The 18,591-nt window shown below is 45.0% G+C and carries 15 protein-coding genes, 1 other RNA gene and 1 pseudogene; 10 read left to right on the top strand and 7 right to left on the bottom strand.

The features are described 5' to 3' along the window. The first annotated feature begins 59 nt into the window (after positions 1 to 59). Both smpB and ssrA read left to right on the top strand, forming a co-directional pair. Entirely contained in the window at positions 60 to 539 is a 480-nt protein-coding gene (smpB, locus tag ACOCLE_RS24935; protein WP_066014543.1) for an SsrA-binding protein SmpB, read from the top strand. 384 nt (positions 540 to 923) lie between these two features. Beyond that, positions 924 to 1,289, top strand: a transfer-messenger RNA (tmRNA) gene (gene ssrA / locus ACOCLE_RS24930). Positions 1,290 to 1,382: 93 nt separating this feature from the next. Here ssrA and ACOCLE_RS24925 read toward each other — a convergent pair. Then, entirely contained in the window at positions 1,383 to 1,790 is a 408-nt protein-coding gene (locus tag ACOCLE_RS24925; RefSeq protein WP_419534713.1) for a hypothetical protein, read from the bottom strand. Between the two features lie 202 nt (positions 1,791 to 1,992). Here ACOCLE_RS24925 and ACOCLE_RS24920 point away from each other — a divergent pair, with 202 nt between their 5' ends. After that, the gene (locus tag ACOCLE_RS24920) at positions 1,993 to 2,409 is read left to right on the top strand and encodes a (deoxy)nucleoside triphosphate pyrophosphohydrolase (RefSeq protein WP_419534712.1); all 417 of its coding nucleotides are present in this window, start codon (positions 1,993 to 1,995) and stop codon (positions 2,407 to 2,409) included. A gap of 29 nt (positions 2,410 to 2,438) precedes the next feature. On the opposite strand, the gene ACOCLE_RS24915 is transcribed toward ACOCLE_RS24920, so the two are convergent. Further along, positions 2,439 to 5,618 (bottom strand): DUF3427 domain-containing protein, encoded by a 3,180-nt coding sequence (locus ACOCLE_RS24915; protein ID WP_419534711.1) that lies wholly within the window; start codon positions 5,616 to 5,618, stop codon positions 2,439 to 2,441. A 265-nt stretch (positions 5,619 to 5,883) separates the two neighbouring features. Here ACOCLE_RS24915 and tnpC point away from each other — a divergent pair. The 6 genes and pseudogenes from tnpC to ACOCLE_RS24885 all read left to right on the top strand — a co-directional run bounded on the left by tnpC (position 5,884) and on the right by ACOCLE_RS24885 (position 13,160). Further along, positions 5,884 to 7,389 (top strand): annotated as a pseudogene (gene tnpC / locus ACOCLE_RS24910) (IS66 family transposase). A 463-nt stretch (positions 7,390 to 7,852) separates the two neighbouring features. Next, entirely contained in the window at positions 7,853 to 8,500 is a 648-nt protein-coding gene (locus ACOCLE_RS24905) for a tRNA (adenine(22)-N(1))-methyltransferase (protein ID WP_419534710.1), read from the top strand. 218 nt (positions 8,501 to 8,718) lie between these two features. Further along, positions 8,719 to 10,926: an immunoglobulin-like domain-containing protein gene (locus ACOCLE_RS24900; RefSeq protein WP_419534709.1), complete on the top strand. Its 2,208-nt coding sequence runs from the start codon at positions 8,719 to 8,721 to the stop codon at positions 10,924 to 10,926. A gap of 122 nt (positions 10,927 to 11,048) precedes the next feature. Then, positions 11,049 to 11,651 carry a pentapeptide repeat-containing protein gene (locus ACOCLE_RS24895; RefSeq protein WP_419534708.1) on the top strand — a complete coding sequence of 201 codons (603 nt, stop codon included), beginning with the start codon at positions 11,049 to 11,051 and terminating at the stop codon, positions 11,649 to 11,651. Positions 11,652 to 11,776: 125 nt separating this feature from the next. Further along, positions 11,777 to 12,169, top strand: a complete 393-nt coding sequence (locus ACOCLE_RS24890) for a hypothetical protein (protein WP_419534707.1) — start codon at positions 11,777 to 11,779, stop codon at positions 12,167 to 12,169. 178 nt (positions 12,170 to 12,347) lie between these two features. Then, positions 12,348 to 13,160, top strand: a complete 813-nt coding sequence (locus ACOCLE_RS24885) for an enoyl-CoA hydratase/isomerase family protein (RefSeq protein ID WP_419534706.1) — start codon at positions 12,348 to 12,350, stop codon at positions 13,158 to 13,160. A 230-nt stretch (positions 13,161 to 13,390) separates the two neighbouring features. Here ACOCLE_RS24885 and rlmF read toward each other — a convergent pair whose 3' ends face one another. The 5 genes from rlmF to ACOCLE_RS24860 all read right to left on the bottom strand — a co-directional run bounded on the left by rlmF (position 13,391) and on the right by ACOCLE_RS24860 (position 17,659). Continuing rightward, positions 13,391 to 14,407, bottom strand: coding sequence for a 23S rRNA (adenine(1618)-N(6))-methyltransferase RlmF (rlmF, locus tag ACOCLE_RS24880; protein ID WP_419534705.1), 1,017 nt, complete (start codon positions 14,405 to 14,407; stop codon positions 13,391 to 13,393). 194 nt (positions 14,408 to 14,601) lie between these two features. Next, on the bottom strand, positions 14,602 to 14,904 hold the full coding sequence (locus ACOCLE_RS24875; protein ID WP_419534704.1) for a hypothetical protein: 303 nt from the start codon (positions 14,902 to 14,904) through the stop codon (positions 14,602 to 14,604). A 250-nt stretch (positions 14,905 to 15,154) separates the two neighbouring features. After that, complete coding sequence (locus tag ACOCLE_RS24870) at positions 15,155 to 16,198, bottom strand: transposase (protein ID WP_419533005.1); 1,044 nt, start codon at positions 16,196 to 16,198, stop codon at positions 15,155 to 15,157. A gap of 176 nt (positions 16,199 to 16,374) precedes the next feature. Beyond that, positions 16,375 to 16,542 (bottom strand): hypothetical protein, encoded by a 168-nt coding sequence (locus ACOCLE_RS24865; protein WP_419534703.1) that lies wholly within the window; start codon positions 16,540 to 16,542, stop codon positions 16,375 to 16,377. Between the two features lie 262 nt (positions 16,543 to 16,804). Continuing rightward, positions 16,805 to 17,659: an inositol polyphosphate kinase family protein gene (locus ACOCLE_RS24860; protein WP_419534702.1), complete on the bottom strand. Its 855-nt coding sequence runs from the start codon at positions 17,657 to 17,659 to the stop codon at positions 16,805 to 16,807. A 628-nt stretch (positions 17,660 to 18,287) separates the two neighbouring features. Between ACOCLE_RS24860 and ACOCLE_RS24855 the strand changes: the two genes are divergently transcribed. Further along, positions 18,288 to 18,497, top strand: a complete 210-nt coding sequence (locus tag ACOCLE_RS24855; RefSeq protein ID WP_066016878.1) for a cold-shock protein — start codon at positions 18,288 to 18,290, stop codon at positions 18,495 to 18,497. Positions 18,498 to 18,591: the final 94 nt, after the last annotated feature.

Raw genomic sequence — 18,591 nt, 5'->3', positions numbered from 1 at the left:
CCGGTCCGGATCCCCCAGAATTAGTGACTTTACGATAAGCTGCTCCTATAATCCGCGCCATGGCAAAAAGTTCAAAGAAAGGCAAACAGGGCGACTCATCCATCGTCGTCAACAAGAAAGCCCGTCACGATTTTCACATCGACGAGACTTTCGAAGCAGGTATTTCCCTCGCAGGATGGGAAGTGAAAAGTCTCCGGCAGGGCAAAGTCCAGCTGATAGACAGTTACGTCCTGCTGAAAGATGGCGAAGCCTGGTTGATTGGCGCCCAGATCACACCGTTGATCACCGCATCCACTCATGTTGTGGCGGATCCTCTGCGTGACCGTAAACTGCTGCTGAACCGCAGAGAGCTGGCAAACCTGTTCTCGGTCACTCAGCAGAAAGGTCATGCCTGTATCGCGACCAAACTCTACTGGAAAGGCCACCTGGTCAAATGCCAGATCGCGCTTGCCCGCGGTAAGAAGGAGTTTGATAAGCGTGCAGCCACCAAAGAGCGCGAGTGGAACATTGAAAAGCAGCGGGTCATGCACCGCGGCTGATAACCCCATCAGGCACACAGCTTCACTGTGTGCCGCTAATCTACCTCCTTTCTTCCTCTTCCTCCTGGCATTACGGTTTCTTAAGACTTCCTTCCCATAACCATTCGACACTCTCAAAATCAGCAGATGCCCTGGAGCTACAACGAAGTCTTATAAACGCTTAGTGCTCTTCGTGTTCTTTGTGGTTAAAAAATACTTTCGAGATAATCATCTCTCTCTTTGGGCTCCGTCCTGGTTCAGAAGCTTTTATAGAAGTCATTTTTAGTCTTTTTCCAGAAAAATTTAACGACAATGGCATTTTTTGCAGTGTAAAAGTACTTATGTACTAAACACAGTTGCTTTTGTTATTCGCTTTTGGCATAAATACGACAGAGTTTTGTTACTGGGGGCGATCAGGATTCGACGACGGTTACGAAACCTAAGGTGCATGTCGAGGGCGTAGCGGCTCTCGTAAATCAAAACGCTACAAACGTAGAGTTGCTAACGATAATAGCTTCAACGGAGCAATGGCTGCCTAATAACAGCCTTCTCCCGATCACTCTGTCTTGTCTGTTGGGTGGAAATTGATCGTTACCGAAAATAGAATCGCCACATCGGTCTTCCTGGAACCGGTGGGTTAAATCCACAGGATCGCGCAGTGTCACCCTGACCGTTGGGTCGTTCTGCGTTAACTTAATAACGGAAACTAAGCATGTAGAGCCGAAGGCGTAGAGCTGGCGGACGCGGGTTCAAGTCCCGCCGCCTCCACCAAATATAAACCCCGTAGATCATTGATTTACGGGGTTTTTCTTTTTGTGCTGTTTGCTTAGATTGGTGAAGTGTCGAAAAAGTGTCCAGATTATTTTAATTCCAGTCAGTGGATGTATGAACTGGTGACCAGCCAGCACAATAGACTTTATCGTTTTGGATAATTGATAAGTATTTCTTTTGGGCAGAGCGTTCGTTTTCGAATATCTCATACTGATCATAAAGGTTTGTGTCGCCCTCATACAGTTTGGTTGACCAGTACACGACGTATGTTTGCTCTATCAATGGCTCGAGTTTTCTGAGTAAGCGTATATCTGTTGAAAGAGCATATTGATAGACAGCTTCTTCGGGAGAGGTACGTTGTCTCCAAAGTTCCAATGACTCACGGTTGAAGTCAGGGAAAATGAACTCATGATCAAAATCATACTCATCACAGTATTCCTTGAGTAGGTTTCGGTAATGATTTAGTGTCATAAAGGAGTGTATGAGTTTACGAATTTTCATGTTTTTCTCTTATTTGTAGAGTGTACTCCAGAATAGAAGCCATAAAGCCCCAACAAAGGGCTAGGATGTTTAAGTTCGATTTGACCAGAATCAAAATGTCGCTCTCTTGGCTTAAGTAAAAGTATTTGAGTTCATTTGTGTTATAGCCAGCTAGTTATCTTGATATCTATACTTGTATTTTGAATAACTAAGGAGTTTATGAGTGAAGAAAACCATTAAAGTGGTTGGAGCAATTATTCGAGATGATAGTAATAGAGTTCTTTGTGCCCTACGCTCATCACAGATGAGCTTGCCCAACCTTTGGGAATTTCCTGGTGGAAAAATTGAGGAAGGTGAACAACCAGAAGAAACCCTTTGTCGAGAGATTCGTGAAGAGCTTTCCTGTGATATAGAGGTGGCGGGTATGGTCGAAAATACCACACACGATTATGGTGGTTTCATCATTAATCTACGTACATTTCATGCCAAAGTGGTTGGTGGTGAGCCGGTTGCCAGCGAACACGCTGCATTATTGTGGCTGCCAGTGAGTAGCTTGCAAAGTTTAGTTTGGGCTCCAGCTGATATCCCAGCTGTTGACCGGTTGGTCGTTCAGCAACAGGAAGCTGTAACCCGTTCTTGAAGAATGGCCTGAGATCTCAGGCCAGATGCCTACTCAGTAAGGTCTTCAAAAATACTCAGCGGTACGGCGTGCTGTAATTTCCAGACGATGCTCATGGGTTTGTCTCCCGAGCTGCTGACATAATCAACCTGTCCAAGATACATAAAAGGTAAGGTTATGTTGTACTGCTTGACTTGCTTTCGAACAAAAAGGTGGATCTGGTAGTTTTCCTGTTTATGGTGGATGAAGTGCTGACCAACGCTTGAGCTGTGCGATGTCTGGTTCTGGCTTTGCCAGTGGAAGGTCCTGGGATCCATAAAGTAATCTTTATAATGAAGATGGGCATCGACATCTTCGTCTTTATTTAAATTAATAAACAGAAAGTAGTTCTGGCCTATCCGTTTTACGCCTTCACGCCAAGTTCCCCGTTTTGCAGTGTCGCCAGAAAGGAACTGAATATCGTTCCGAGTATAGTTCTGGTAGCGAATAAAGCGCTCACCCTCAGCCAGGAACGCTTCAGGTTTAAAGTGACGCCTGAAGAATTTTAAACCATACCTTATACGCTCCCGGATATAGCTTTGTGTAAATTGGGTGCTATGAATCAAAGCAATGATCTGGCTGTCTATTTCCAGGGCACCATTATTTATGGAGCCAATAGCCCATGTCATTTTTCCATGACATAGAGTCAGGGACTTCATTGCTGACGTGATCAACGCTTCATGCTGCTCGGTGCGTATACTTTGGTTAAAATAACGAGTTAGCTCATGAATAATGTCATCAGTATTAATTATCGCGCGTTTTTCTTCCGTGGCTAGGTGCAGGGCAATAAATTCATAAGGCCACTTCAATGGGCACATAGCTTCCAGTCGTTCAGCGACCTCTTGGAGAAGTTGGTTTTCCTGAAGCTCAGGCGGGTTACCTTCTTTATCATGACACTGATTTTTCGTATTAAAGAGCGAGCCAAACTTTGAAAAGAAGAAGTTTGGGTTTGGGGCATTTTCAGATGTGTAGAAGTCCATTAATTCTGGTGAGATGCCCAGATCCTTTTTGAACTGGATATACAATTTTTTTAGATATTCAATTTTGTCCAGACGAATACTATCCAGTTTGGAAATTATTTTCTCTTTGGCAACTTCATCCAGCTCTACGTAGCAGCCTGCTGGTAAGTCGGCAAATTCATTGGTAACTGCTCTTTTTAGTGTTTCTTTATCGAAATCCCTTCGACCACTTTCCCCACTCAGAGCCAGAGGTACCATGTAAGAGTTCTGATAATTTCCAATGAAATCCAGAACGGTAACGTACTCCTTTCCTTCTGCTTTCCGTAGTCCTCGTCCAAGTTGTTGAATAAAAATGGTGGATGATTCAGTTGGTCTCAAGAACAACAATAAATTCACCTGAGGAATATCGATACCTTCATTGAAGATATCAACGGTAAAGATTGCTTCTAAGGGGTGGGTAATATCTTGTAAATTTCTGATTTCTCTCTGGCGCTCCTGAGGATCAGAGAGACCGGTTAAAACGGTGCTATTTATACCTCGCTCATTGAATGAACGACTCATAAACTCCGCATGGGCTCGATTTACACAGAATCCAAGCATGCATCGACGTTGGCCATGAAAGCTGAATTTGCGAATCTGCTCGATAATGTAATTAACTCGCTCTGGAGTGTTGAGTTTATTGACCAGCTTAGCTTCAACAAACTGGCCGCCTGCTTGCTTTTCTATCTGGTCGTAGTCAACGGTTTCATCCGCCACTCCGAAATAGTGGAAGGGGGCTAGCAAGTCGAGCGATAGAGCTTCTTTCAAGCGAATATCACAGACAATATTATAGTTGCATAGCTTGAGAACATCTCTACCGTCCATACGTTCGGGTGTGGCTGTCATTCCGAGCAGGAATCTGGGCGTAAAATAGTTGATAATTTTTTGGTAGGTATCAGCTTGCGCATGGTGAAACTCATCAACGACCATGTAGTCAAACGTATCTGGTGAGAACTGTTGCAGATTGCTGTCTCTGAATAAGGTTTGCACGGTACTGAAGATAAATTGTTTGTCGGTTTCTTTACTTTTTCCCGTAAACTTGCCGCAGAGAGCCCTTGTGCCAAATACGGTGGAGAAGGCCTCGATTGCACCTTCCAAAAGTTCATCCCGATGGGCAATAAACAGAACCTGCTTCGCATTGCATTGGTGAGCATCAAATGCTGCGAGAAACGTTTTTCCAGTACCAGTTGCGGCGATAGCGACCGCACGACTTTCACCTTTTTGGCGAGACAGAGCCAAGTTATCAAGCGCCTGCAGCTGCATTTTATTTGGGCTGATGCTCAGTGGAGTATGGTGTTTTTTTGGCAACTGGCTTTGCTTGAGAAAATCAAATGTGCTTTTGGTTTTGACTTCCTCTGCTGCGTGTCCTGAAAGGTACGCTTCATATTGCTCAATAAAGCTCTCAGTTAGAGGAATAGACTCTTCTGAATCCCAGAGGGATTCAAAACGGGTAATGGCTTGATCATAGATATCAGAAGAGCTGGAGCGAGGGATTTTTACATTCCATTCTTCACCACTTTTAAGTGCAGCATGGGAGATATTTGATGACCCTATCAGTGCGCAGCTATTAATGTGTGTTTGCCGCTCAAAAAGATAGGCCTTTGTATGAAAAGACTCTCTGCCTGCAGAGTATACTCTGGTTTCTATGTGCGGTTGCTCAAGGAGCTTTCTGAGTGCAGAGGGCTCAGTGATGTTCATATAAACCGAGGTTAGAATTCGTCCCTTTTTTTCCCGCTGACGAAAGTATTCTAGAGGGCTTAGTAGTAGCTGAAGGCCAGATGAACGAATGAAGCTCACCATGAAATTAAAGTTGTCTGAGGTTTGCAGCTCGAACTTGAGATTCTTAAAAAAATTGGTTTTTGCCGTTTTGTCGTTTGTTATCAAAGAGGGAGAAATTAAGGAAAAGTCATCATAGAGTGGTAGCTGAATGCTCTCATCTTCTGAAAAAAGTACACGGCGTAACGGTAGGCTTAAGTTCTTTGAACCAGAATCAATCGTTGTGGCAATAAGTTGTGCCAACTGGATGCTATCTTCAAACTGGTCTGAATTGGCAAAATGAGACAACTTATCTGAGAGTTGGGTGCTGATGTATTGGGTAAGGGCCGTCACATAAGCATTAGCAGGGACTTTAAAAGTTCGCTGGTTCTCAGGATACGCTTTGCTGTCAGACTGAAGCTCTTCGGAAATGGACATTGGACACTGAGATGTTGAATGCAAAGCATTATGGTACCAGGAATAAATTTATATGGTATTCGTTTGGACGAACCAAAAATGCTGACCTAATTTAATAGCTCGAATAAAAACTCTAAGTTCAGGATTAGGCTCGTGTTGTTGTATCAGCAAGCATTTGGTCGTGGCTTTAACCTTGGGTAACTATTCAGCACCCTTCATATAAATCTGGAATTTTCTGATTTTTCGACCATCATCTTATACTCAATTTTTCTAACAAATCTCCAGTATGGAACCAGACTTCCCAGCTACTCCGTTTACCGAAGCTCTCCTTAAAGAGAATGAAGAGCTTCGGACCGAGAATGCGCTTTTACGGGAACGTTGCAGCGAACTGGAAGAAAGGGTTAATAAAAACAGTCAAAACAGTAGTAAGCCACCATCGTCAGATGGTTATCAAAAGCCCAGTAAAAAAGGGAGTGATAAAGGTGATACATCTTCCAAAGAAGCCCCCTGCTCCTCACAGGAAACACCGAACCCCAAAAGCCTTAGACCATCTTCAGGCAATAAACCAGGTGGCCAGAAAGGTCATCAAGGCTCTTGTTTGAGACGTGTCGCCTTACCCGATTATGTCAGGCATCTGAAGGTTGAAAAATGTTGCTGTTGCCAGTCTTCGCTTATCGATATTAAACCCACCAAATACATTGAGCGACAGGTTTTTGATCCAGGTAGACCCGGAGAATTTGAAGTTACCGCGTACTGGGCAGACGTTAAAGTATGTCCTTGTGGTAAACGGAACACCGCTGAGTTTCCCCAAGGAGTGAAAGCCGCTGCTCAATACGGAGAAGTGACTCAGGCAATGGCTGTTCATTTAAACCAGTATCACTTCATCCCATATCACCGGGTGTCTGAGTATTTCAATACTATTTATTGCATGAGTGTCAGCGCAGGCTCTGTTGCCAATTTTGTTGCCTATACCCATGAGAACCTGGCCTCTACTGAGCAGAGTATCCGCGATGCTTTACAAGAAAGTCCGGTTGCAGGAGCGGATGAAACTGGCATGCGGGTTGACGGTTCACTGTGGTGGTTACACATTATGCGAGATGACCAATGGACGCTTTACTACCTCTCAGAAAGGCGAGGTTGTGAAGCAATGGATGCAATGGGCATCCTGCTGACTTTTGCAGGCATTCTGGTTCACGATCATTGGAAGTCCTACTTTGCCTATGCGGCAGTGCATGTGCTTTGTAATGCCCATCATCTGAGAGAGCTTCAGGGAGTTGTCGATAGGGATGCGAATAAGCTGGCTCTGCGGCTGATGAAATTGCTTACGCTCTCCTGGCACTTCTGCAAGAAATACAAAGCAGCCGGTCTGACTCAAATGCCTGGTGCAATACAGCTTCGCATTGAGACGATATACGACCAAATCCTTCAAAGGGCTCTCACGAAGGAAACCGCTTATATGGAAAAACAACGACAGGTGCTTTGACGTAAGAAGGTCAGGAATACCAAGGCCTACAACCTGTTCAAAAGGCTTATTGAGTTTAAGGTTGAAACGTTGCGCTTCATGTCGGACTTTTCAATTCCCTTCGATAACAATGGCAGTGAACGTGATGCCAGGATGGCCAAACTTAAGCAGAAGATCTCAGGCTGTTTCAGAAGCGAAGACGGAGGTACCATGTTTACCCGAATCCGAAGCTATTTATCATCTGCTAAAAAGCAGGGGTTGAACATATTTCAGGCGCTTCTTAAAGCGGTTCGAAATTACAACAATACGCCTTTGCTGGGTGCTGAATAGTTACAACCTTGGAATAGATTTGCCAGGCTCATTTATTGATCAAAGTTACAAGAATGATGAGTGCCCATGCTTTGTTTGCCGCTTAGGTGAGGAGTCATTTTTTTTATGGGTGGATTTTGAGATGCCTGAAAAGCGAGAGGATCCAAAGAACCAACGGTATACCCTTGACTTGCATATTAAGGGGCAGTTTTATCGAAGAATATTGCAAACTGATTGTCAGGAAGAGGTTGCTGGATTCCTTAAGCGGTATAGCTCTTGTGAATAAGCAATTTACAAGTCAGGCATGCAAATAGGTTTTCCATGTTTGTTGGCGAGATTTGAAGGTGGCTGTGCCTATTTTAATCTTGTAACCCTGTTCCCAACCGGTCAACACGATCACTACAATCCCTCCTTTTGACCATTTAGTTCATCAGGCAGGCTTTTGTCATTGAAACTTAGTAAACGACTCAAACAGATCGATTCCATGGTGGAACCGGGTTATACGCATATCTGGGACTGCTGCTGTGACCATGGCTTGCTTGGGGCTGCATTGTTATCAAGGCAGGCTGCTGAGTGTATTCATTTTGTGGATATTGTGCCTGAGTTGATGGCGGAGCTGGATCGTAAGCTGGAGCGTTTTTTCCCCCATAGTGCTTCAGCCTGGGAAACCCATTGTCTGGATGTGAAAGCCTTACCTGTGGATCAGTATCAGGGGCGGCACCTGGTGATTATTGCCGGTGTGGGTGGTGATTTGATGGTTCAGTTTATCCATGCGCTGGTTCAGCGGTATCCGGGTCATTCAATGGATTTCCTGCTTTGCCCTGTCTATCACCAGTTTATGGTACGACAGCAGTTGATCGAACTCGACTTCAGCCTGAAGCAGGAAGTACTGGTGGAAGACAACCAGCGGTTCTATGAGATTTTTCTGGTGTCTTCGGTCAGTGATGGACAATCAACAATCAGTCCCTTTGGTGATGACATATGGAAGGCCGATACCGCAGGGCAGGCTGAAGTGGGCAGACGGTATCTCAACAAAACGATCGCTCATTACCAGAGGATCCAACGAGGCAGTGTCGATAACGTCCAGCCCATTATTGATGGGTATCAGCGTGTGATGATTGCAGAGCCGTGAACTGTTTTCATACCCATCGTCTTTCAAAGAACGATTTTGCTGGCATCGCTCTCTCTTTTGCCGCCGTGTAGCGACTTGAAATCCTTTGGGTATATTCTTTAGCGGTCTATTCTGATCTTTATCGATAATTTGTGAACCCGATCCTTTTATTACTATTGCCCTGTTAATCAATAGATTATAAAAAGCGCGGGCAAATGAAATGTGTAAGGAACAGAAATTTGTTCAAGCGTAAATTATTACAACTGGCTACTTCCGCCGTACTGGTAGCAATGGGTGCGACGGCACAGGGCTCTACTTTACAGGCCAGTGGTTCGGCCATGGTCAATCCCGACAGTGGCGTGGTTGTGGGCTACTGGCATAACTGGTGCGATGGCTCGGGCTATCAGGGTGGTAATGCTCCCTGTGTGAAGCTGGACCAGATTGACCCCATGTACAATGTGGTCAACGTCTCGTTTATGAAAGTGTACGACACGGCGGCAGGTCGTATTCCAACGTTCCATCTGGATCCAGCTGTTGGTCTTTCTGAGCAGCAGTTTATTAACCAGATTGCTGAACTGAATAATCAGGGCCGCTCTGTGCTGATTGCCCTGGGCGGTGCTGATGCCCATGTTGAATTGCAGGCGGGTGATGAACAGCCTTTTGCGGATGAGATCATCCGGCTGACTGACTACTATGGCTTTGACGGTTTGGATATCGACCTGGAGCAGGCTGCTGTTACCGCGGCAGATAATCAGACAGTAATTCCAGCAGCGCTGCGCATTGTGAAAGACCATTACAAAGCGCAGGGTAAAAACTTCCTGATCACCATGGCGCCGGAGTTTCCTTACCTGATCGATAGTGGCAAGTACGTTCCCTATCTTGAAAATCTCGAAGGTTATTACGACTGGATCAACCCTCAGTTTTACAACCAGGGTGGCGATGGTATCTGGATTGATGGGATTGGCTGGATTGGTCAGAACAACGACGCATTAAAAGAAGAGTTTATTTATTACATCTCAGACTCTCTGGTAAACGGCACCCGTGGTTTTCATAAGATTCCACACTCCAGACTGGTTTTCGGTATTCCAACCAGTAATGATGCCGCTGCTACTGGTTTTGTGAAAGACCCTCAGGATCTTTACAACGCCTTCAAGCGACTGGAATCACAGGGGCAGGGGCTGCGTGGTGTGATGACCTGGTCGATCAACTGGGATATGGGCACCGACGCCTCCGGTAACGCTTACAATGAGCAGTTTATTAAAGACTACGGTCCATTTATCCACAGCAACTCACCAACGCCACCGCCGGTTGAGGGTAAGCCGGTATTGAAAGGTGTTCAGAATGTCCGTGTTCTGCATCGCAGTGATTTTGATGCCATGGCCGGAGTCTCTGCCATTGATAATGAAGATGGTGACCTGACGGGGGAAATTCGCATTGATGGTTATGTCGATACCCACGAGATTGGCACCTATGCTCTCACTTATCGTGTAACGGACAGTGACGGTAATGCAACGTCTGTCGTTCGATCTGTTGAAGTCTACAGTCTGAAGCCCGTTTTCTCTGGGGTAGACAACACAATTATCCAGCTCAATACCCCATTTGATGAAATGGCGGGTGTTACGGCTACCGATGCTGAAGACGGTGATCTGACATCGTCAATCCGTGTGTCAGGTTCTGTAAATACGTCCGTTGTTGGTGTTTATAGCGTGAACTATTCCGTGACCGACAGTGCGGGCCAGACGGTTTCTGCTGAGCGGAAAGTCACCGTATCGGATGGCACCAGCTGCGCGAACCCCTGGGATGCAGGTTCCATCTATTTGAAAGGCGATGAGGCTTCTCATAACGGAAGTCTGTGGCAGGCTGGCTGGTGGACCCAGGGTGAAGAGCCTGGTACGACTGGAGAGTGGGGCGTATGGCGTAAAGTCTCTGACAGTTCCTGCGGTGGCGGCGGTCAGCCAGATCCCGAAGCTGAAATCACCGTTTCCGGCGTTGCTGCTGAATACTCGGCGGTTGATGGTCTGGTGAACCTCTCGCTGCAGATTGCTGTCAATGAAGCTATGGATCTGCATGCGGTGATCACAGACTCGAGCGGCAATGTGGTCAGCAATGCCAGTCTTTCCGTAACGGGCAACAGCAACCTTGCGATGAGCATCAGCAATGCGGAAGCGGGTCGTTATACCCTGAAGGTAAACGGAACCACTGCAGACGGTGAAACGGCAAGCTATGAGGCTGGATTTACGGTGAAGGTCGAAGGCGGTGTAACACCGCCTCCGGGTGAGTACCCACTGTACGATGCCAATACCAGCTATGCAGCGGGCGATATTGTGGTTGGCAGTGATAATGCCCTCTACGAGTGTAAGCCCTGGCCTTACACGGCGTGGTGTTCCAGCCCGGCCTATGCACCAGGCAGCAGCCAGTACTGGCAGGATGCCTGGATCAGGTTGTAATTTTTGGTCAATAGAAAGCGGTGAGTGATTACCGCTTTTCTTTCTTGTAAGAAAGTTTCAGGATAGCTGATTTGTATAAAGTACTATGCTGCTTCGTTTTACCCAGTTAAATATAAGATGATATGAAAAGCACTATTGAGAATGGCGCAGAATACCTGTCCACAACCTTCAGCGATGGTGACTTTGCCCATGGGAAATTCCAGGGGGGCGAGTTCGATGCCTGTACCTTTGTGAACTGTGATTTCAGCGAGGCGGTGTTTGAAAAGTGCCGCTTTATTGATTGTGAATTTGAAAAGTGCAATCTCAGTCTGGTTAAGCTGAACTACAGCCGTTTTTCTGATGTTGCTTTCAAAAGCAGCAAACTGGTTGGTGTTGATTGGACTAAAGCGGCCTGGCCCAATATCTCCGTGGCCTCACCCATCGCGTTTTTCCAGTGCATTCTGAATGATTCATCCTTCTTTGGTCTGGATCTGGCCGAGATCAGAATGGAAGCGTGTAAGGCACATGACGTTGATTTCAGGGAGGGCGATTTCCGTGATGGCGTATTTGATTATACCGACTTTACCCATAGCCTGTTCAGTAACACTAATCTGACGTCTGCCAGCTTCGCCGAGTCGACCAGTTACGATATCGATATCCATATAAATAAGATAAAGAATGCCCGATTTTCCCGTCATGAGGCGATCCGGTTGCTGGCCAGTCTGGATATTGAGTTGCTGGATTGAGATGCATATGTCTGAGGTCTACCTCACAACCTTGACTGTGTTGTTTTGTCAATGCAGAGTGGGTGAGGTGTGCAATGTGGCATTTAAGCCATGTTGAGTTATCCAAATGATAACAAAAGGACTTTATGTATATTTATAACATCAAAAAATATTCATGGTTTTTAATTCTTGTTTTAGGTGTTGCCCTTTATTTTGTGGAGCCAGCTATTCGTGGGGAGGTAAGGCAGGGGACTCCGGGAGCTACATCCCGTGGATCTTTTTCTATCACTTTGAAAGTAGAGCCCTGTGTTCAGGAGATTGTTAAGCCCGATCCTGATAATCCAGAGAAACGCTGTTTTTCATCCCCTGGTATTCACTCCGTTGTGATTAGTTGTGAAAGTGATCCTGCTACGAGCTTTGTAGTCTATCCAGAGGAGGATCAGTTCTGTCTTAGTGAAGAGCTTCAGGATGCTTTTATCAAAAGCTTTAAGCAGCAAAAGTATCCTGGCAATGAGCCTATCATTATTGCTCCTGAATGATGATCAGATATGTTCCTGAACTAAGAGTAATTTAATACGGCGCCCGAAGTAACGGGTGATCAGGTATGTTTATAACTCAATGCAGTAGGAAGGCCTTTTTGGGGATGGTCTATAGTACATGACACCTGTTTGGTAAAAATATCCACATTAAGCACGATCCCTAGAGGAATTCGTCTCGATGAGCGTATTAGATATTGCAAAAGAAACTGGTGTTACCACTGCTGTATTGAATAACCCGCCTGCCAATGTGCTCACCATTGACCTGATCAATGAGATCAACCAGTTCCTTGCTTCTGTGGATAAGGATCCGGACACAAAAGTCGTGATCTTCAAATCTGCAAACCCCCTGTTCTTCTCTGCCCATTTTGACTTGAATCTTATTAATGGTACTTCGGATGGGCAGGCAGGCTGCATGGCATTCAGCCAGATGATCAAGAGACTGAAACAGCTTAAGCCGCTTTCCATTGCCATTGTGGATGGGTGTGCACGCGGTGGTGGCGATGAGTTTGTTATGGCCTGTGACCTGTCGTTTGGTACTGAGAATGCCGTCTTTGCCCAGCCGGAAATCGGCGTCAATATTCCCACCGGCGGGCAGGGTGGTGTGCAATACGCCCGTCGTATGGGGCGCAGTAAAGCGCTGCAGTCATTATTAACCGGGCGTGATCACTCTGCTCAGGAAGCTGAGCGTTTAAATATTATTACCAAATATGTACCCAAAGCGGAGATGGATCGTTTTCTTAATGATCAGCTTGCCATCATTAATGGCCTCGATCTTCGTGATATCGCCATGTATAAGGCTATTGTGGCGACGTCTATTCTTGATGAAGAGGCGGGTGTGGAGCTGGAGCTTAAATACTTTCTGGATCGTGCCAGAGAGGAAAAGTCGCAGACCATTTTCAAGGCATTCCTGAACAATGGCGGACAGACGGAGCGGGAAGCGACTGACTTTATGGGTATCTTTGCCGATACGGTGGCTGAGTTGAGCCGATAGTCTCAGGGCAGATATTAAGGGCTCCCATAAATGCTTATGAAGGGGCAATGCCAGTAGAGTCAATACTTGCCTCTGACCCATTAATCCATTCTGGGAGCCTGAGCATGCTGTGGGGATTCTTTTTTGAACCACAGAGCTCACAAAGAGCACAAAGGAATAGAAAAGCTCTTCTTCGTAGTATTTGTGGCTCCATCGATTACTCATGCAAACAGGGCGTCAGTGCTTAATGTTTACATCCCCCAACGCTTTACTCTCCATTGTATTTGCTGTTCTTCCGATAGAAATGTCCATGCCACAATACGAGTCAGCTTTTGCCCCTGCACCATTTTAATCGTTCGGACATCAACGGCATTCACTTGCCTGAGAGATTTATACAGTGCTGGCAAGTTTTCCTGCTTAAACACAAGAGTTGAAAACCAGAAGCAATTTTCAGGCTTTGCTGAGCTTTCGGCAATCATTCGCTGAATAAATTCAGCCTCACCACCAGGGCACCAGAGCTCTGCTTTTTGACCACCGAAGTTCAAAACGGGCTTAATGGCATGATTTTTTGAGGAAAGACCTCTATTCCTGCCGCTGCCTTTTTTACTGGCATTGGCCCTTAGATTGTGAACCTTGCGTTCAGATCCTGCAGTTGCCTCTTCTAATGACGCATGGAATGGAGGGTTACATAGGGTGAAATCAAAGACATCGTGATCGCTTATTATCCCGATAAAAATATTATCTGGGTTTTTCTGCAGTCGGCACTGAATAGCGCCGGTCAATGAACGGTTAGACTCAACAATCAGTGTTGATGACTTTACTGATAATGCATCAATATCTGAGCCTGTAAAACGCCAGCCATAAGTTCGATGACCAATGATCGGATAAACGCAATTAGCACCCATGCCAATGTCCAGGCCACGAATATGCTTGCCTTGAGGAATAACCCCTTTGTTAGAGGCGGCTAATAAATCAGCCATATAGTGAATATAGTCAGCGCGACCGGGAATCGGTGGGCACAAGTAACCTGGTGGAATATCCCAGTTCTCGACCTTATAAAAATGGTGTAATAAGGCTTTATTCAGCATTTTTACCGCAGCAGGATCGGAAAAATCAACCGACAGATCACCAAATTGATTGTTGGCCACAAATGGGGATAAGCCGGGGCAGCTTACTATCAACGCATCAAAATCATAACGCTGATTATGAAGGTTACGAGGGTGTAGGCCTTCTTTCTTCTGCACTGGCTGATTTTTCTTTGGGGCCATTACACATTACCAATGGGGTGTGATTTCATAGAGCTGGATAGTTGACAGCGATTGGGGGGCGGATATCGTGCAGGTGCTGAGCACGTTAATCTCAACGCTGCTTATAACAGCAGAAGGCTATCTTTAGTCTTGCATTTCATCAAAAATTAAGACTATCCAACCCTGGTTTTGTGATCAACAGGCATAACTCCACTTTATAACAACTCACTTATCCACCCACGCCCGGTTTCTGTTAACACATATCGCTCCTGTGCAACTGGCTTGTGGATAAAGCCTATGGCTTTCTTGTTCTTTCCTGAGGGAAGAACCAGCATCCTCAGTAAGTCCCTTACCTTATCCGGACCAAAACCGGTTCGTTCACACAGCTCCTCCAGACGCATGGGGGAATCTTTTAAAATCAAGAGGATAACCAGTTGTCCCATGGTAATGTTGTAGTTGTGGGAAATACTGATGTATTTTTCCAGCCTGGCTAGATTGTCAATCAACTGTGCGGTCATTGCATAAAATACCTGAAGAAAAGCTGCCTGTTGTCGTGTTGCTTTGCTGATTATCCATAACAAACCATCCAGAATTTATGTGGACAATCTTGTGGATAAACCGTTAGGTGATCATTGAGAGCATGAATTCATGTGGCGCTGTTAAAATTGATTATTTTTTGATCAAATTTCGAGTTTATGCTCTGATGCAGGCCTCACACTATACCAGTCTCTGCTCAAGGAATGATCGGTATATGTACTAAGATAGAACTTACGCATTGACAGCTCTGATAAAAGATGGTCTCAGCCAGTCTTTACCATCAGAGAAGCTCTTAATGAAGTCCCAAATAGCATCCTTGAGCGCATCATTCTTAACGCGATAGATGCTACTGAGAGATTCAGATACTTTCTTGGCCTGAAGGCAGGCATACCCAAAGATAGAGGCAAAAATATGGTTCCTGACCTGCTGCTTTCCTCTCACCTGAAAGCGCTCAATACTGCAGAGTTGTTTCAGCGCCCGGTGATACTCTTCGATCGCCCAATGGTGCAGGTGAAGTTCATTAAAGCCTACCTGTGGTGATACCTCTGATCCAGCATGGGGTGTGTAGACGACGTAATGGCGCAGCTCGTTTTTTAGCCGCGTCCGGTACAAACGCACAGAACCAAAATTACGTAGCCAAACGGTTATTCCCTCTTCAGGAATCTCCAGGCTCTGCACTTGTTGGTAGTCACCCTTTTGGATAGAAACAGTACGGTTGCTTTTAACGGCAAACATAAAACCCAGACCGTTGTTTTTCACAGTCTTCAGGTTTGCGGCACTGCTATACCAGGAATCCCCCGTAACAAATGCAGGTCGTAAGCCCCATACAAGTACTTCTTTCAGCATCTCGAGAAAATAATCATTTTTGGACTTTCCGTCCGCAGAGTCATAGATACGGAAATTGACAGGAAGGCTATAGCCTTTGATATCGGTGTAATAGAGCGTTATGAGATTAATGCCCTTGACGGCTTTATGATGCTTGCCCGAGTAATGATAGCCGATGAATGCCGTGTAGTTACTGTACGGCTTATCCAGCACCGTATCATCAACCGATAGCGTGCCCCCATCAAGAATCAGCCTTGCGGCTACTTCCATGAAAAGGTCATTGGGAGCAAAGTCTTCACGTTGTAGAAAACGGTTAACGCTGTGGTGTGACATATCTCCGATCTCACTAAGGCGAGTACAGGTTGCTGATTTCGGCTCACACAATAGAAACCCTGTATATTTCGGCAAATCACACCCAGCTGTTGTAGGTCTTGTTATCTTTCTACGCACGACGACATCCGCTATTTTTTGCTGATCTAGCAATTTTTACAGCTGCCTGTCAATGCGAAAGTCCTATAAGAGACAATGTCTGAAAAATAGTGAGCGCAGATCGGGAATAGATAAACGACTGTGGTATGTACGCTCCCTGAACAACGTTGACTGTTGGGAGCGTGTATTAAAGAAGTTCAGCGGTTAAGAAAAGCCCAGATTCTGGGAAGGGATTCGGAACCAATGAGTTTGATCACTTTATCAATGATAACCCTTTCAGCGTCGGTAGCGTTTTGGTAGAGGGTATTCAAGTCTTCTGCTCTTTCAAATTGATCCTTGTAGTTATTGATAGCCAGCTCAAGCATTATTCTTATTTCGTTCATTGTGCTACTCCATAGCGATAGAGGTATCCGCATTTCTTACGCAACAGGCCTGTAGAAGGTAATGATTAAGGGTAATCTTCTCAGAGCCTGCTCATCTCTGTTTTACCGTTCAAGTTACCCGCAGTAAATACGGTATTAGGAAAGAATCTATAAGGTTTTTCGAATATTATAAAAAGATATAAAAAGTTTGTTTTCTTAACCTTTATTGATTTCTCTTTCTGTTTTGAAGTCAAATTATCCACTTTTATAGTGGAGCGGTTTCACCACTGAATTTCTTTTTTACCAGAGATTCGACAGTTCCATGAAACTGACTAGTTGCGATGGCGACTTCCGGGTGCTGTAGGTATTGTTTTTTTCGATGATAGTCATGGGCAGGATCAATAATATGCACTTTGCAATGACTGGCTTTGGTTGAGTCTGTCAAAATTAGTATGCTTGGGCCTATAAGCTCTCTGGGATAGCTGTGTAGCTTCTCAGTTATTTCTTTGATCTTTAGTAGAATTAGCTTTTGCTTTTCAGGTGATAATTTACTCATGAACAATTGAAGAAAGTGTTTTGATCTATGAGAAAGAAGCAGTTTGGAATGCGTTAGTTTATTCCCTGCTATGGTCATACTCTCAATTCGCCAACCCTGTATGTTGGATCTGTATAAATAATCAAGAAATCTATGTTTTTCCCTTTTTAGCCAGGGGAATGGGTGGCTTTGCATCATTAACTCTTTTCTGGATGCGGTTCTAAACCCAACCTTAATATCCAGTTCAAGCAGCATGTCCTGCCTGAGTCCCTGCCTGAGGTTTTCCAGAATGACAAAGGGTTTCTGTGATGACGATATAAAGGTATTAAACCGTTCTCTTTCCATGGGCTCCAGAGACTCTATGCTGTCATGGGGCAAATACGGAGGAAGAACATCATTCAGACCATTCGAACGTCGACCTGAATAATTGACCAGTTCCCGTGGCTTGCACGTTTTTAAGATGTAATTTTCTGAAAGCATTATAAAAGTATCAGGGTGCCCTGCTGCTGTCTGGAGCAGAAATGGGGTACAGTTAACTCTTCTTACTTCTTTGTCTTTGAACACCCCGGAGGAGTCTTCGGTCAATGGCGGATAACTTTCACTGGCCGGCTTAAAGCAATTAAGGCAACTCAGGCAATTTAGATAGTGCATTGTATTTGAGTTTTATGGATGTGATCGCGCTCGAATTATATTGGATGCAGTAGTAGCCTGCTTGAAACTTATCGAACATTTTTCTTGGCTGGCTATCCAGAAAAGCAATGATATGTTGAAGGTTGTCCATCAGACAAAAGAGCTGTTGGTTATCATGCTGGTGGAACGAGGAAGTCTGTTGAGTGGTGGATAGAGAACTCTAATGCATCAGCTAGTGGTCATGAGAGTTGAAGGTGGAAGGTGCTTTCGATGAGGTCTTGTCAGGCTCAGGGAAACAGAAGATCAGCTGTATCTGAAATCCCTTAGGTTCATGCTATGAATACGCACTATTACTTAGGTCATGAAGGCATGAAATATTTCAAGATAAGGTAATCACTGATGAGTTTTCCTGCAGGAGTCTGTATGATAGGCATCGTTAAAAGTGATATTAGTTTTTTTATGAAAAGATTTGATGTTCCGAGCGTAGTCTCCCTACATATCCTTCATAAACAAAAATAAAACTTCTAGCTAAACGGCTTTGCCTGCAGAGCCACCCATGTTATTTGAATATCAGGATATGAGTATGTCTACCTCTAAAGGAACCGTTAAGTGGTTTAACGACGAGAAAGGTTTTGGTTTTATCAGTCAGGAAAACGGTGGACCAGACGTGTTTGCCCACTTCCGTCAGATCGCTACTGAAGGCTTCAAAACTCTGACTGAAGGTCAGCGTGTTGAGTTTCGTGTAACTCAGGGCCAGAAAGGCCTGCAGGCTGAAGAAATTCGTCCTCTGTAAGACGATTCTACTCAGTTTCAGTCTGTGACCTTTAAAAAAAGGCAGTGCTTTACAGCACTGCCTTTTTTATTGGTTGGCAATTTGTCTCTGAATA

The organism is Endozoicomonas sp. (assembly GCF_965196975.1).
In the GTDB taxonomy this organism is placed as follows: Bacteria; Pseudomonadota; Gammaproteobacteria; order Pseudomonadales; family Endozoicomonadaceae; genus Endozoicomonas.
The sequence above is the reverse complement of the archived record's forward strand: the minus strand, read 5'-3'. Positions and strand labels throughout refer to the sequence as shown.

Coding starts and splice junctions, on each gene's coding strand:
- smpB (WP_066014543.1), top strand. CDS start 60: ATGGCAAAAAGTTCAAAGAAAGGCAAACAGGGCGACTCATCCATCGTC.
- ACOCLE_RS24925 (WP_419534713.1), bottom strand. CDS start 1,790: ATGAAAATTCGTAAACTCATACACTCCTTTATGACACTAAATCATTAC.
- ACOCLE_RS24915 (WP_419534711.1), bottom strand. CDS start 5,618: ATGTCCATTTCCGAAGAGCTTCAGTCTGACAGCAAAGCGTATCCTGAG.
- ACOCLE_RS24905 (WP_419534710.1), top strand. CDS start 7,853: ATGGTGGAACCGGGTTATACGCATATCTGGGACTGCTGCTGTGACCAT.
- ACOCLE_RS24895 (WP_419534708.1), top strand. CDS start 11,049: ATGAAAAGCACTATTGAGAATGGCGCAGAATACCTGTCCACAACCTTC.
- ACOCLE_RS24890 (WP_419534707.1), top strand. CDS start 11,777: ATGTATATTTATAACATCAAAAAATATTCATGGTTTTTAATTCTTGTT.
- ACOCLE_RS24885 (WP_419534706.1), top strand. CDS start 12,348: ATGAGCGTATTAGATATTGCAAAAGAAACTGGTGTTACCACTGCTGTA.
- rlmF (WP_419534705.1), bottom strand. CDS start 14,407: ATGGCCCCAAAGAAAAATCAGCCAGTGCAGAAGAAAGAAGGCCTACAC.
- ACOCLE_RS24875 (WP_419534704.1), bottom strand. CDS start 14,904: ATGACCGCACAGTTGATTGACAATCTAGCCAGGCTGGAAAAATACATC.
- ACOCLE_RS24865 (WP_419534703.1), bottom strand. CDS start 16,542: ATGCTTGAGCTGGCTATCAATAACTACAAGGATCAATTTGAAAGAGCA.
- ACOCLE_RS24855 (WP_066016878.1), top strand. CDS start 18,288: ATGTCTACCTCTAAAGGAACCGTTAAGTGGTTTAACGACGAGAAAGGT.